Annotated in this window: 11 protein-coding genes; 4 read left to right on the forward strand and 7 right to left on the reverse strand. The window is 69.8% G+C overall.

Features of this window, described 5'->3' with window-relative positions; translation table 11 throughout:
* Nucleotides 1–28: 28 nt before the first annotated feature.
* The 4 genes from tal to pgl all read left to right on the forward strand — a co-directional run bounded on the left by tal (nucleotide 29) and on the right by pgl (nucleotide 4,632).
* Nucleotides 29–1,147 carry a transaldolase gene (gene tal, locus DRB89_RS20405; RefSeq protein WP_112449742.1) on the forward strand — a complete coding sequence of 373 codons (1,119 nt, stop codon included), beginning with the start codon at nucleotides 29–31 and terminating at the stop codon, nucleotides 1,145–1,147.
* Nucleotides 1,148–1,149: 2 nt separating this feature from the next.
* Nucleotides 1,150–2,682 carry a glucose-6-phosphate dehydrogenase gene (zwf, locus tag DRB89_RS20410; RefSeq protein ID WP_112453589.1) on the forward strand — a complete coding sequence of 511 codons (1,533 nt, stop codon included), beginning with the start codon at nucleotides 1,150–1,152 and terminating at the stop codon, nucleotides 2,680–2,682.
* The gene (opcA, locus tag DRB89_RS20415) at nucleotides 2,679–3,743 is read left to right on the forward strand and encodes a glucose-6-phosphate dehydrogenase assembly protein OpcA (RefSeq protein ID WP_112449743.1); all 1,065 of its coding nucleotides are present in this window, start codon (nucleotides 2,679–2,681) and stop codon (nucleotides 3,741–3,743) included. The genes zwf and opcA overlap by 4 nt, the downstream gene beginning before the upstream one ends.
* Nucleotides 3,744–3,849: 106 nt before the next feature.
* On the forward strand, nucleotides 3,850–4,632 hold the full coding sequence (gene pgl, locus DRB89_RS20420) for a 6-phosphogluconolactonase (protein ID WP_112449744.1): 783 nt from the start codon (nucleotides 3,850–3,852) through the stop codon (nucleotides 4,630–4,632).
* A gap of 63 nt (nucleotides 4,633–4,695) precedes the next feature.
* Here the strand turns inward: pgl and pgi are convergent, their stop codons facing one another.
* From pgi to DRB89_RS20455, 7 genes are all read right to left on the reverse strand, one after another.
* Nucleotides 4,696–6,348 (reverse strand): glucose-6-phosphate isomerase, encoded by a 1,653-nt coding sequence (pgi, locus tag DRB89_RS20425; protein ID WP_112453590.1) that lies wholly within the window; start codon nucleotides 6,346–6,348, stop codon nucleotides 4,696–4,698.
* Nucleotides 6,349–6,507: 159 nt separating this feature from the next.
* The gene (locus DRB89_RS20430; RefSeq protein WP_078950560.1) at nucleotides 6,508–6,843 is read right to left on the reverse strand and encodes an RNA polymerase-binding protein RbpA; all 336 of its coding nucleotides are present in this window, start codon (nucleotides 6,841–6,843) and stop codon (nucleotides 6,508–6,510) included.
* Between the two features lie 179 nt (nucleotides 6,844–7,022).
* Nucleotides 7,023–7,256, reverse strand: a complete 234-nt coding sequence (gene secG / locus DRB89_RS20435) for a preprotein translocase subunit SecG (RefSeq protein ID WP_112449745.1) — start codon at nucleotides 7,254–7,256, stop codon at nucleotides 7,023–7,025.
* 144 nt (nucleotides 7,257–7,400) lie between these two features.
* On the reverse strand, nucleotides 7,401–8,177 hold the full coding sequence (gene tpiA, locus DRB89_RS20440) for a triose-phosphate isomerase (RefSeq protein WP_112449746.1): 777 nt from the start codon (nucleotides 8,175–8,177) through the stop codon (nucleotides 7,401–7,403).
* Nucleotides 8,178–8,182: 5 nt separating this feature from the next.
* Nucleotides 8,183–9,394: a phosphoglycerate kinase gene (locus tag DRB89_RS20445; RefSeq protein ID WP_112449747.1), complete on the reverse strand. Its 1,212-nt coding sequence runs from the start codon at nucleotides 9,392–9,394 to the stop codon at nucleotides 8,183–8,185.
* A gap of 142 nt (nucleotides 9,395–9,536) precedes the next feature.
* The gene (gene gap / locus DRB89_RS20450) at nucleotides 9,537–10,541 is read right to left on the reverse strand and encodes a type I glyceraldehyde-3-phosphate dehydrogenase (RefSeq protein WP_112449748.1); all 1,005 of its coding nucleotides are present in this window, start codon (nucleotides 10,539–10,541) and stop codon (nucleotides 9,537–9,539) included.
* A gap of 208 nt (nucleotides 10,542–10,749) precedes the next feature.
* Nucleotides 10,750–13,710: a M14 family metallopeptidase gene (locus DRB89_RS20455; RefSeq protein ID WP_112449749.1), complete on the reverse strand. Its 2,961-nt coding sequence runs from the start codon at nucleotides 13,708–13,710 to the stop codon at nucleotides 10,750–10,752.
* Between the last annotated feature and the right edge of the window lie 97 nt (nucleotides 13,711–13,807).

The following is a 13,807-nucleotide window of genomic DNA, read 5'->3' on the forward strand; positions in this document are numbered from 1 at the left end:
ACCCAGACCAGTAGGAGATGCAATTCCCATGACAGACGCACTGAAGCGCCTTTCCGACGAGGGCGTCGCGATCTGGCTGGACGACCTGTCCCGCAAGCGCATCACGTCCGGCAACCTGGCCGAGCTCATCGACCAGCAGCACGTGGTCGGTGTCACCACCAACCCGGCGATCTTCCAGAAGGCGATCAGCGGCGGCGAGGGGTACGAGCAGCAGCTCGCCGACCTGGCCGCCCGCAAGGTCACCGTCGAAGAGGCGATCCGCATGATCACGACGGCGGACGTCCGCGACGCCGCCGACATCCTGCGGCCGGTCTACGACTCGACCGACGGCCAGGACGGCCGCGTCTCGATCGAGGTCGACCCCCGTCTGGCCCACAACACCCCGGCGACCATCGCCGAGGCCAAGCAGCTGGCCTGGCTGGTGGACCGCCCGAACACGCTGATCAAGATCCCGGCGACCAAGGCCGGCCTGCCGGCGATCACCGAGGTCATCGGCAAGGGCATCAGCGTCAACGTGACGCTGATCTTCTCGCTGGAGCGCTACCGCGAGGTCATGGACGCGTACCTGGCGGGCCTGGAGAAGGCCAAGGCCGCGGGCCTGGACCTCTCCAAGATCCACTCGGTCGCCTCCTTCTTCGTGTCCCGCGTGGACTCCGAGATCGACAAGCGCCTGGACGCGCTGGGCACCGACGAGGCCAAGGCCCTCAAGGGCAAGGCGGCGCTCGCCAACGCCCGTCTGGCCTACGAGGCCTACGAAGAGGTCTTCTCCACCGAGCGCTGGGCCGCCCTGGACAAGGCGCACGCCAACAAGCAGCGCCCGCTCTGGGCCTCGACCGGCGTCAAGGACCCGGCGTACAAGGACACCCTGTACGTGGTGGACCTGGTCGCGCCCGGCACGGTCAACACCATGCCGGAGGGCACCATGGAGGCCACCGCCGACCACGGCGAGGTCACCGGCGACACCATCCGCGGCACCTACGACCAGTCGCGCGGCGAGCTCGAAGCGGTCGCGAAGCTGGGCATTTCGTACGACGATGTGGTGCAGCTGCTCGAAGAGGAGGGCGTCGAGAAGTTCGCGGTGTCCTGGAACGATCTGCTGAAGTCGACCGAGGCGGAGCTTCTGCGCCTCGCCCCCACGGAGGCCTGAACATTTTGTCTGTAAACGGAGCGAACCCGCTTCGTGACGCACAGGACCGGCGGCTCCCGCGCATCGCGGGGCCGTCCGGCCTGGTCATTTTCGGCGTTACGGGTGACCTGTCGCGCAAGAAGCTGATGCCTGCCGTCTACGACCTCGCCAACCGCGGCCTGCTTCCGCCGGGCTTCTCGCTGATCGGCTTCGCCCGACGCGAGTGGCAGGACGAGGACTTCGCGCAGGAGGTCCACGACGCGGTCAAGCAGCACGCGCGCACGCCCTTCCGTGAAGAGGTCTGGCAGCAGCTGGTGCAGGGCTGCCGCTTCGTCCAGGGCGACTTCGACGACGACCAGGCGTTCGAGACGCTGAAGTCGACGATCGAGGAGCTGGACAAGGCGCAGGGCACGGGCGGCAACTTCGCCTTCTACCTGTCCGTCCCGCCGAAGTTCTTCCCGAAGGTCGTCGCCCAGCTCAAGAAGCACGGGCTGGCGGACCAGAAGGAGGGCTCCTGGCGGCGCGCGGTCATCGAGAAGCCGTTCGGGCACGACCTGACCAGTGCGCAGGAGCTCAACCAGCTCGTGCACGACGTCTTCCCGCCCAACGAGGTCTTCCGGATCGACCACTACCTGGGCAAGGAGACGGTCCAGAACATCCTGGCGCTCCGCTTCGCCAACACGATGTTCGAGCCGATCTGGAACCGGTCGTACGTCGACCACGTGCAGATCACCATGGCCGAGGACATCGGCATCGGCGGCCGGGCCGGCTACTACGACGGCATCGGCGCGGCCCGCGACGTCATCCAGAACCACCTGCTCCAGCTGCTGGCGCTGACCGCGATGGAGGAGCCCGGCTCTTTCCACCCCAAGGCGCTGGTGGCCGAGAAGCTCAAGGTGCTGACCGCCGTGGAGCTGCCCGAGGACCTGGGCAAGCACACCGTGCGCGGCCAGTACTCGGCGGCCTGGCAGGGCGGCGAGAAGGTCGTCGGGTACCTCGAAGAGGACGGCATCGACCCCAAGTCGAAGACCGACACCTACGCGGCCATCCGCCTGGAGATCAACAACCGCCGTTGGGCGGGCGTCCCGTTCTACCTGCGGACCGGCAAGCGCCTGGGTCGCCGGGTGACCGAGATCGCCGTCGTCTTCAAGCGGGCCCCGTACCTCCCGTTCGAGTCGGGCGCGACCGAGGAGCTGGGGCAGAACGCCCTGGTCATCCGGGTCCAGCCGGACGAGGGCGTGACGGTGCGCTTCGGCTCCAAGGTTCCGGGCACCTCCATGGAGGTCCGGGACGTGACGATGGACTTCGCCTACGGCGAGTCCTTCACGGAGTCGAGCCCCGAGGCGTACGAGCGGCTGATCCTCGACGTCCTGCTGGGTGACGCGAACCTCTTCCCGCGCCACCAGGAGGTCGAGCTGTCCTGGAACATCCTCGACCCGATCGAGAGGTACTGGGACACGCACGGCAAGCCCGCGCAGTACCCGTCGGGCACCTGGGGACCGGTCGAGGCGGACGAGATGCTCGCACGAGACGGACGGAGCTGGCGCCGGCCATGAAGATCGACCTCACGGAGACCAACTCCAGCAAGATCAATGCCGCGATGGTGCAGGCACGCCGGGACCTCGGCACGCCGGCCATCGGCATGGTCCTCACGCTGGTGATCGTGACCGACGAGGAGAACGCGTACGACGCGCTCAAGTCGGCGGGCGACGCTTCCCACGAGCACCCCTCGCGGATCATCGTCGTCATCAAGCGGGCCAGCCGCTCGCCGCGCAGCCGCCGCGACGCCCGTCTCGACGCGGAGATCCGCGTCGGGGCGGACTCCGGCAGCGGCGAGACGGTGGTGCTCCGCCTGCACGGCGAGCTGGTCGACCACGCCCAGTCGGTGGTCCTCCCCCTGCTCCTCCCGGACGCGCCCGTCGTCGTCTGGTGGCCGGAGGGCGCTCCGCAGGACCTGGCGGGCGACCCGCTCGGGGCGCTCGGTCAGCGCCGGATCACGGACACCTACTCCGCTGAGGACCCGATCGAGGCCCTCGGCAGCCGGGCGGCGGCGTACGCGCCCGGTGACACGGACCTGTCCTGGACCCGGATCACCCCGTGGCGCTCCATGCTGGCGGCCGCGCTGGACCAGCAGACGCACTCCGTGTCCTCGGCGACCGTGGACGGCGAGGACGACAACCCGAGCTGCGAACTGCTGGCCATGTGGCTCGCGGACCGGCTCCAGGTCCCCGTCAAGCGCACCTCCTCGGCGGGTCCCGGCCTCACGGCGGTCCGCCTGGAGACCCAGGGCGGCGAGATCGTCCTGGACCGGGCGGACGGCGCGCTGGCCACGCTGTGCATGCCGGGACAGCCCGACCGCGCGGTGGCGCTCAAGCGCCGCGACACGGCCGAGCTGCTGGCGGAGGAGCTGCGCCGGCTGGACCCGGACAACACGTACGAGGCCTCGCTGAAGTTCGGCGTGGCCCGGCTGACGCCTCCGGCGGAGCAGGCGGCCGCCCCGGCCAAGGCCGCGCCCGCGAAGTCGGCTCCGGCCCCGGCTCCGGCCAAGACGGAGTCCGAGGCCCCGGCCGCGAAGCCGGCCCCGGCCAAGCCGACGAAGAAGGCCGCGGCCAAGTAGCACGGACAACGCCGCTGCGCGGAGCCCTCCCCGCCCCGGGAAGGCTCCGCGCAGCGGTCTTCGCACCCGCACCCGCGCACTACCGACAAGGCGGCAGCACATGGGTATGACGACTCCCCAGGTCGTCGTCCACCGGGACAAGGAGCTGATGGCCCAGGCCGCGGCGGCCCGGCTGATCACGAAGATCGTGGACGCGCAGGCGGCCCGCGGCAGCGCGTCGGTGGTCCTCACCGGCGGCCGCAACGGCAACGGCCTGCTCGCCGCACTGGCCGCGGCCCCGGCCCGGGACGCCGTCGACTGGTCCCGGATCGACCTCTGGTGGGGCGACGAGCGGTACGTGCCCGCCGACGACCCCGAGCGCAACCACGTACAGGCCCGCGAGGCCCTGCTGGACGCCGTCGCGGTGGACCCCGCGCGGGTACACGCCATGCCCGCCTCCGACGGCCCGTACGGGGCCGACGTGGACGCGGCGGCCGCCTCGTACGCGGCGGAGCTGCGGAAGGCCTCCGGCCCCGAGGACCACGGCCCGGTCCCCCGCTTCGACGTCCTGATGCTGGGCGTCGGCCCCGACACGCACGTGGCCTCGCTGTTCCCGGAGCACCCGGCCTCCCGCGAGAGCGAGCGCACGGTGGTCGGCGTGCACGGCGCGCCGAAGCCGCCGCCGACCCGCATCTCGCTCACCCTCCCGGCGATCCGGGCGGCCCGCGAGGTCTGGCTGCTGGCGGCCGGCGAGGACAAGGCCGGCGCGGTGGCGATCGCGCTGGGCGGCGCGGGCGGGGTCCAGGCCCCGGCAGCGGCGGCGTACGGCCGCTCCCGCACCCTGTGGCTGCTCGACCGGGCGGCGGCCGCGAAGCTCCCGCCGGCCATGTACCCGCCGGCCTCCTCCTGATCCCCGTACGACGCGACAGGGCCCGCCCTCCCCACGGAGGGCGGGCCCTGCGGCGTCATGGGGTCAGCGGCCCCGCAGCGAGCGGTACGTCGCCACCAGCGCGCGCGTGGACGCGTCCAGGCCGGGCACCTCTTCGCCCGCGGCGAGCGCGGGCTCGATGCGCTTGGCCAGGACCTTGCCGAGCTCCACGCCCCACTGGTCGAAGGAGTCGATGTTCCACACCGCGCCCTGGACGAACACCTTGTGCTCGTACAGCGCGATCAGCTGGCCCAGCACCGACGGCGTGAGCTCCTGCGCCAGGATCGTCGTCGTCGGGTGGTTCCCCGCGAAGGTCTTGTGCGGGACGAGCGGCTCGGCGACGCCCTCCGCGCGGACCTCGTCGGCCGTCTTGCCGAAGGCCAGCGCCTGCGTCTGCGCGAAGAAGTTCGCCATCAGCAGGTCGTGCTGGGCCGCCAGCGCCGGCGGCAGTTCGCCCACCGGCCGCGCGAAGCCGATGAAGTCCGCGGGGATGACCCGCGTGCCCTGGTGGATCAACTGGTAGTACGCGTGCTGGCCGTTGGTGCCGGGCGTGCCCCACACCACCGGGCCGGTCTGCCATTCCACCGGGTTGCCGTCGCGGTCGACGGACTTGCCGTTGGACTCCATGTCCAACTGCTGGAGGTACGCGGTGAACCGGGACAGGTAGTGGCTGTAGGGGAGCACCGCGTGCGACTGCGCGTCGAAGAACGCCCCGTACCAGATCCCCAACAGGCCCAGCAGCAGCGGCGCGTTCTCCTCGGGGGGCGCCGTGCGGAAGTGCTCGTCCATGGTGTGGAAGCCGTCCAGCAGCTCCCGGAAGGCGGCCGGGCCGATCGCGACCATCAGCGAGAGGCCGATGGCGGAGTCGAAGGAGTACCGTCCGCCGACCCAGTCCCAGAACTCGAACATGTTGGCCGGATCGATGCCGAACTCGGTGACCTTCTCGGCGTTGGTCGACAGCGCCACGAAGTGCCGCGCCACGGCCGCCTGGTCGCCGCCGACGCCCGCGAGCAGCCACTGGCGCGCCGAGGTGGCGTTGGTGATGGTCTCGATGGTGGTGAAGGTCTTCGACGCGATGATGAAGAGCGTCTGCTCCGGGTCCAGGTCGCGCACGGCCTCGTGCAGGTCGGCCCCGTCCACGTTGGACACGAAGCGCAGGGTCAGGCCGCGGTCGGTGAAGGCGCGCAGCGCCTCGTACGCCATCGCCGGACCGAGGTCGGAGCCGCCGATGCCGATGTTGACGACGTTCTCGATGCGCTTGCCGGTGAACCCGGTCCACTCCCCCGACCGGACCCGGTCGGCGAAGGCGGCCATCTTGTCGAGGACCGCGTGGACGGCGGGCACGACGTCCTCGCCGTCCACCTCGACGACCGCGTCCTTGGGGGCGCGCAGCGCGGTGTGCAGGACCGCCCGGTCCTCGGTCGTGTTGATCTTCTCGCCGCGGAACATGGCCTCGCGCAGTTCGGCCACGCCGGTCGCCGCGGCCAGTTCGCGCAGCAGCGTCAGCGTCTCGTCGGTCACGAGGTGCTTCGCGTAGTCGATGTGCAGGTCTGCGACCCGCAGGGTGTAGCCGGTGCCCCGGCCCGGATTCTCCTCGAACAGCTCCCGCAGATGCGTCTGTCCCAGCTCTTCCCGGTGCTTTCCGAGTGCGAGCCACTCGGGGGTCCGGTTGAGCTTCGTGCGGCTGTCTGCGTTCATCTCGGACATCAACCCACTTCTTCCGTCCTGTCGTGCCCCGCCGTTCTCCAACCTAAGGGATGGGAAGCGGCGCAACCGACACAAAGCGGCCCGGCCCGCAGGAGAAGAAGCCTCCTGCGGGCCGGGCCCGAAGTCATGCCGGTCGTTGTCCGGGGCGCGTCAGATCTCGCCGCGCAGTTTGGCGAGCGCCTCGGCGAGGATCGCCTCGCCGTCGGCGTCGGTGCGCCGCTCCCGCACGTACGCCAGGTGCGTCTTGTACGGTTCCGTGCGCGGCGGCGCAGGCGGATTGTCCCGGTCCTGGCCGGCCGGGAACCCGCAGCGCGGGCAGTCCCAGGTGTCCGGCACGGTCGCGTCGCTGGCGAAGCTCGGCTGCGTCTCGTGCCCGTTCGAGCACCAGAAGGAGATGCGCAGGCGGGGCGCGGACTCACCGCGCTCGGCCTCACCCATCGGCCCCGCTCCGACCCGACTGCCACGAATCGCGTTGCCACTTGCCACGGTCGTAACTCCCTGCGTGATGGTGCCGCGAAACGTGAGTTGATTCCGTCGCGGGCGCCCAAGTCTACGTAAGGCCCAACGCGCGTCCAGTGAACGGAGTTACCCATTCCAGACGTGGACGCCGGACCTCATGATAGGCCGGGGAGAGCCGACCGGACTGCCGGAATGGCCAGAACGCTTCAGCTGACGCTGGACTTCATGAGCAGGCCGAGCGCGACGATGCACGCGAACCACAGCAGACCGATGACCACGGTGATGCGGTCCAGGTTGCGCTCCGCGACCGAGGAGCCGCCGACCGACGACTGCATACCGCCGCCGAACATGTCGGAAAGACCGCCGCCCTTGCCCTTGTGCATCAGCACGAGCAGCATCAGCAGGGCGCTGAAGACGACCAGGGCGATCGAGAACCCCATAATCACGGCTGATTCCTACTTTCTGGCTTTCTGGGGGCTTTCCCGCATTGCGAAACGAGCGCGGGGGCCAGCGGCTCGTGGTGCAGCCTGCTGGCCCCCGCAAGGGTACGACGGATCCGCCCTACCGCATACTCACGGCGTTGCTCACTGGTCGCGGAAGCGGACGATCTTCACGAACTCGTCCGCGTCCAGCGCCGCGCCGCCGATCAGGGCGCCGTCGACATCGGGCTGGGCCATGATCGCGGCGATGTTGCCGGACTTGACCGAGCCGCCGTACTGGATGCGGACCTTGTCGGCCAGCTCCTGCGAGTACAGCTCCGCGAGGCGCGCACGGATGGCGCCGCACACCTCCTGCGCGTCGTCGGGGGTGGCGACCTCGCCGGTCCCGATCGCCCAGACGGGCTCGTACGCGATCACGATGGACTCGACCTGCTCGGCCGGGACGTCCTTGAGGCCGCCGTCGAGCTGCTTCAGCGTGTACTGGACCTGCTGGCCGGCCTTGCGGACGTCCAGGCCCTCGCCGACGCACAGGATCGGCGTGATCCCGTGCTTGTAGGCGGCCTTGACCTTGGCGTTGCAGATCTCGTCGCTCTCGCCGTGGTACTGGCGGCGCTCGCTGTGGCCGACGGCCACGTAGGCGCAACTCAGCTTCGACAGCATCAGGCCGGAGATCTCACCGGTGTAGGCACCGGACTCGTGCGCCGAGATGTCCTGGGCGCCGTACTTGATCTTCAGCTTGTCGCCGTCGACCAGGGTCTGGACGGAGCGCAGGTCGGTGAAGGGCGGCAGGACCGCGACCTCGACGGCGTCGAAGTCCTTGTCCGCCAGCGCGAAGGCGAGCTTCTGGGTGTGGGCGATGGCCTCGAGGTGGTTGAGGTTCATCTTCCAGTTGCCCGCCATCAGCGGGGTACGCGTGGTCATTCGGTTCAGACCTCCAGTGCGGCGAGGCCGGGGAGCGTCTTGCCCTCGAGGTACTCGAGGGAGGCGCCGCCACCGGTCGAAATGTGGCCGAAAGCGTTCTCGTCGAAGCCCAGCGTGCGCACGGCGGCGGCCGAGTCGCCACCGCCGACGACGGTGAAGGCGCTGCTGTCGACGAGGGCCTGCGCGATGGCGCGGGTGCCGCCGGCGTAATCGGGGTGCTCGAAGACGCCCACGGGACCGTTCCAGAAGACGGTCTCGGCGTCGGCGATCTTCGAGGCGTACAGCTCGCGGGTCCTGGGGCCGATGTCCAGGCCCTCCTGGTCCGCGGGGATCTTGTCCGCGTCCACCGTGATGAACTCGGCCGGGGCCTTGGTCTTCAGGTCCGGGAAGTCCTTGGAGGTGAGGATGTCGACCGGCAGGACCAGCTCGACGCCGTTGGCCTCGGCGCGCGTCATGTACTCCTTGACGACGTCCACCTGGTCCTTCTGGAGCAGGGAGATGCCGACCTCGTAGCCCTTGGCGTGGAGGAAGGTGTACGCCATGCCGCCGCCGATGAGGAGGCGGTCGGCCTTGCCGAGCAGCTCGTCGATGACGGCGAGCTTGTCGGAGACCTTGGCGCCGCCGAGGATGACGACGTAGGGGCGCTTGACCTCGGCGGTCAGCTTCTTCAGGACGCCGACCTCGGTGGCGATGAGGTAGCCGGCCGCGTGCGGGAGGCGCGCGGGGAGGTCGAAGACCGAGGCGTGCTTGCGGTGGACAGCGCCGAAGCCGTCGCCGACGTAGACGTCGGCCAGCTCGGCGAGCTGGTCCGCGAAGGCGCCGCGCTCGGCGTCGTCCTTCGCGGTCTCACCGGCGTTGAAGCGCAGGTTCTCGATGACGGCGACCTGGCCGTCGGCGAGGGAGGCGACGGTCTCCTTGGCGGAGGCGCCGACCGTGTCGGTGGCGAACGCGACGTCCGTGCCCAGCAGCTCGCCGAGGCGGGCCGCGGCGGGGGCGAGGGAGAAGGCCGGGTCCGGGGCGCCCTTGGGGCGGCCCAGGTGGGAGGCCACGATCACGCGGGCGCCGGCCTCGGCGAGCTTCGCGATGGTCGGCTGCACGGCGCGGATGCGGCCGTCATCGGTGATCTCGCCGTTCGAAAGCGGCACGTTGAGGTCGGCGCGGACGAAGACCCGCTTACCGGACACGCCCTCGGCGAGAAGTTCGTCGATCGTCTTCATTGCTGTTTCTACTCCTTTTCCCCGGCCGGATCCTGTATCCGTGCGGGGTGAGAGGTACAAGGCAAGCAACAGGGCCCGTACAGCGCTTCGTCGCGCTGCCCGAGCCCCGGTGCTCACATTGTCGTGCCTGCTGCCTTGGTGCTTAGAGCTGACCGCCGACGAACACGGTCAGGTCGACGAGGCGGTTGGAGTAGCCCCACTCGTTGTCGTACCAGCCGATGACCTTGACGCTCTTGCCCTGGACCATGGTCAGGGAGGAGTCGAAGGTGCAGGAGAACGGCCAGTTCACGATGTCGGAGGAGACGATCGCGTCCTCGGTGTAGTCCAGGATGCCCTTGAGCTGGCCCTCGGAGGCCTTCTGGAACGCGGCGTTGACCTCGTCCTTGGTGACCTCGCGCTCGAGCTCGATGACCAGGTCGGTCACGGAACCGGTGGGAACCGGGACGCGCATCGCGATGCCGTCGAGCTTGCCGGCCAGCTCCGGGATGACCAGCGCGGTGGCCTTGGCGGCACCCGTGGTGGTCGGGATGATGTTCTCGGCGGCGGCGCGGGCGCGGCGCAGGTCCGAGTGCGGGAAGTCCAGGATGCGCTGGTCGTTCGTGTACGCGTGGACCGTCGTCATCATGCCCTTGACGATGCCGAAGTTCTCCAGGAGGACCTTGGCCATCGGCGCCACGCAGTTGGTGGTGCAGGAGGCGTTGGAGATGACGTGGTGGTTGGCCGCGTCGTACTTCTCCTGGTTGACGCCCATCACGATCGTGATGTCCTCGTCCTTGGCCGGAGCCGAGATGAGGACCTTCTTCGCGCCGGCCGCGATGTGCTTGGCGGCGTCGGCCTTCTTGGTGAAGATGCCGGTCGACTCGATGACGATGTCGGCGCGGAGCTCACCCCAGGGGAGGTTCGCGGGGTCGCGCTCGGCGAAGGTCTTGAAGGTGTTGCCGCCGACGGTGATGGTGTCGTCGGTGTGGCTGACCTCGGCCTTGAGGCGGCCCAGGATCGTGTCGTACTTGAGCAGGTGCACCAGGGTGGCGTTGTCAGTCAGGTCGTTGACACCGACGATCTCGATGTCCGCTCCCTGCTCCAGGAGCGCACGGAAGTAGTTGCGGCCAATTCGGCCAAAACCGTTGATGCCTACGCGGATCGTCACGAACCGATCTCCTCGTTGGTGCGCCGGCCTGTCCGCCGGCGAGCTGTATGGGATGTCCCCGACCGCTTACGACCCTACCTCTCCGTGAGCTTCGGAGTGACATCGACCATCGTCTGACACGCCCCGAGGGCCCGCACTCCGGGACGGGTACGGGACCTCGGGGACTTTGTGCCCGGTCACTCAGGGTGAGCGCGGAGGGTGCCTCTGATCAGCGGTTCAGCGAGCGCAGAGCCTTACCGACGAGTAGCGCGCGGTCCGCCGCCGCCGGCACGTGTTCCAGGCCGAAGCCGAGGAGCACGGTGTCACGCGTAGTCACCGACGCGTAGGACTTGAACAGCTCCCCCGTCCGGGACCAGTCGCCCGGAACATCGGGACTTCCGGCGGGTGCGCCCTGGGCGGTCCAGACGCCGAGCGAGGTCTCGAAGCCCTCGGCCGCCTGGTCGGTCCCGCCGGTGGACAGCCGCGCCTCGTCCGCGAACACGCCGCGGCCGCCCGAGCCCGGGTCGGTGATGTAGGAGAGGGAGACCTCGACGCTCTTGCCGGCGTAGGCGCTCAGGTCGAAGGAGACCTGCTTCCAGCCGTTGGAGGAGCCGGTGAAGGAGTTCCAGGTGCCGCTGGTGCCCTGCGGGGCGCAGCCCCCGGAGTCGAGCGTGAGGTAGCGGCGCAGGAACGGGTGGTCGTTGATGAAGAAGCCGGCCCCGCACTCCTCCGGGACGGTGGTGCCGCTCAGACCGCCCGCGTCGGGCAGCGTGGTCCAGTCGTCGCCGCCCGCGGTACGGGATTCCAGCACCGCGTGGTCGTAGCCCTCCTCGGTGTTCCAGTTGAGCGCCAGCTTGAGCTGCGGCTTGTCGGCCGCGCTGACGCCGGTGAGGTCGATGGTGCGGGTCAGGCGCTTCCAGTCGTCGTCATCGTGGGTGGCCGAGGCCATCCAGCTGCCGACGAGGGGGGCGTAGGGGTTCAGGACTCCGGTGTACTGGCCCGCCTGCGCGCTCTTGAACTGCGGGAACTGCGCCGCGGGCAGGGTGTCGGAGGTGACCTGGTAGGAGCCGGGGCGGTCCAGCGGGTTGTCCGCGGCCCCGCCGAGGGATCCCTTGGCACCGCCCAGGGCGCCCGCTCCGGCGAAGCCGGTGGGGCCGGCGACGTTCGCGCGGCCGTAGGCGCCGAGGAAGTACTGGCTGAAGTCGTTGGTCACGGCGCGGCCGACCTGGGCGTTGCCGCCGGCCAGCTCACCGGCCTCGATCAGCTTGCCGCCCTCGTTCAGGTAGTCGCGCACCGCCAGCTGGGTGTCACCGCCCGGGGACTTGGCCCCCGTGTAGTGGACGACCGTGCGGAAGTGGGAGAGGGCGCCGAGGTGGTGCGGGGCGCCCTGCACGGCCACGTCCCAGACAGCCGCGCTCTTCCCGTTGGCGCGCAGGGCGTCGACGTACTCCTGCGCGTGCTTGGCCGGGGCGCCCTCCTCGGCGACCACCAGCACCTCGGCGCGCGGCCGCTCGGCCACCGTGTACGTGAAGTGCTCGCTGGAGACCTGCTTGCCCGAGCGGTCGCGGCCGGTGAACCAGACCTCGACCTTGTCGCCGGGCTTGGTGCCCTCGACCTCGGCCCGGTACTCGTCGAACCAGTTGTTGTCCTCGCCGCCGTAGACCTCGCCGCCCTTCCAGGCCTTGAGGTCCTCGTCGTGGGTGCGTCCCCCGTTGACCCGGTAGTTCAGCTCCTTGTCCTTCAGCGCCTTGCGGGCCGTGACGGCGACCTTCTGGTCCTCGCCGCGGGCCGCGTAGGAGGTGGTGAAGGGGTCCGGCGTGAAGTCCGCGGCGGTCAGGCCCAAGGAGGACTTCGGCTGGTCCGGGCGCTCGGCGCTCTCGGCCACCGAGAGCGCGAAGGGGACGTTCTTGGCGAACTCCGCCTGGATGAGCTTCTCGTCGTCCGGGAAGTTGAAGCCCGAGGCGCAGTCCTCGGGCTTCCACGCGTCGTTCGGGTCGATCGCGGAGGCCGTCTGGCAGGTGGTCATCTCCGGCGTGAACATCATGATGCCGTTGGCGTTGGCGGCCTGGCTGTCCGCTTCGCCGTTGGTGGTGTAGAGCTCCGAGGAGACCTGCGGGTAGTAGCCCGGGATCGCCGGGTTCTCCGGGGTGCCGGCGAGCGCCTTGTAGGCGACGTCGTCGGGGGTCGGGGTGGCCACCTGCCAGCCCACGCCGTACAGGATCAGCTCGGCGGCCGAGTGGTAGTTGACGGCGTAGTCGAAGCCGATGCGCTTCTGGAACGTGTCGAGGGCGACGGTCTCGGGCTCGGAGGCGGCCTTGGCGCCCCGGTAGGTCTCGCTCGACTGGTTGGGCGAGGAGCCCTCGTTGTCGTAGCCCCACTTGTAGGCGAAGTTGCGGTTGAGGTCGACGCCGTCGCCCGCGGTGATCTTCCCGTCGGCGTTGTTGTCGCGCAGGTTCTTGCGCCACAGCCGCTGGCCGTCGGCGGCGAAGGTGTAGTCGTAGCCGTCCGGGTTGGCGGAGAGCAGGAACCACAGCTCGGTGGAGTCCACCAGCTTGGTGATCCGCGGGTCCTTGCCGTAGTTGTCCAGCGTGTGGTGCATCAGCCGCCGGGTCATCTCGGGGGTGATCCACTCGCGGGCGTGCTGGTTCGACATGAAGAGCGTGGAGGGCTTGCTGCCGTCCCTGGACTTCTTGGCATCCTTGGCGACCTTGAGGGCGAGGATGTCCTTGCCCTGGACGGTCTTGCCGATGGAGACGACCTTGGTCAGGCCGGGGTTCTCCTGCGCCGTGCGCAGGATCTCCTCCTGGAGGCCGCCCTTGCCGCTGTAGGGGCGGAAGACCCCGTCGCCGGCCGCCAGGGAGCGCGCCGCGGCCTTGGCCGGGACCTTGCGCTCGGCGAGTTTGACGCCCTGGGCGGCCAGCTCCTTGGCCTGCCCGCCGGTGAGGAAGAGCTCGACGTGTGCGGTCCCGGTGTCCGGGGCGCGCTCGGAGAGCTCGTGCGCGTCCTGGCCGGCGGCCAGCACGATCGGGACCTGTTCCTTGGTGATGTCGGCGTCGTAGACCCGCACCTCGTCGGCGGCGGTCTTCCCGGCCGCTTCGGCCTGAGCGTGGGCCGCCGCGGGTAGTGCGGCCAGTGTGGTGCCGAAGACGAGTGCGCTTGCGGCGAGGATCGATCTCGCGCGGTGCCTCATGTGCCCCCCTGGGCGTCGTCTGCCACGAAAGCTTCGGACGACAGGCTCACGACCAGCCCATGCTCATGTCAATGGGGCCTACGGAAAGAGGCCCGCA

The sequence above is a fragment of the Streptomyces sp. ICC4 genome, assembly GCF_003287915.1.
GTDB lineage: Bacteria > Actinomycetota > Actinomycetes > Streptomycetales > Streptomycetaceae > Streptomyces > Streptomyces tritrimontium.

What these genes read in the sequence shown, in the direction of transcription:
- tpiA (WP_112449746.1), bottom strand. Translation starts at nt 8,177, where the DNA reads ATGACCACGCGTACCCCGCTGATGGCGGGCAACTGGAAGATGAACCTC.
- secG (WP_112449745.1), bottom strand. Translation starts at nt 7,256, where the DNA reads ATGGGGTTCTCGATCGCCCTGGTCGTCTTCAGCGCCCTGCTGATGCTG.
- DRB89_RS20445 (WP_112449747.1), bottom strand. Translation starts at nt 9,394, where the DNA reads ATGAAGACGATCGACGAACTTCTCGCCGAGGGCGTGTCCGGTAAGCGG.
- pgl (WP_112449744.1), top strand. Translation starts at nt 3,850, where the DNA reads ATGACGACTCCCCAGGTCGTCGTCCACCGGGACAAGGAGCTGATGGCC.
- opcA (WP_112449743.1), top strand. Translation starts at nt 2,679, where the DNA reads ATGAAGATCGACCTCACGGAGACCAACTCCAGCAAGATCAATGCCGCG.
- tal (WP_112449742.1), top strand. Translation starts at nt 29, where the DNA reads ATGACAGACGCACTGAAGCGCCTTTCCGACGAGGGCGTCGCGATCTGG.
- pgi (WP_112453590.1), bottom strand. Translation starts at nt 6,348, where the DNA reads ATGAACGCAGACAGCCGCACGAAGCTCAACCGGACCCCCGAGTGGCTC.
- DRB89_RS20455 (WP_112449749.1), bottom strand. Translation starts at nt 13,710, where the DNA reads ATGAGGCACCGCGCGAGATCGATCCTCGCCGCAAGCGCACTCGTCTTC.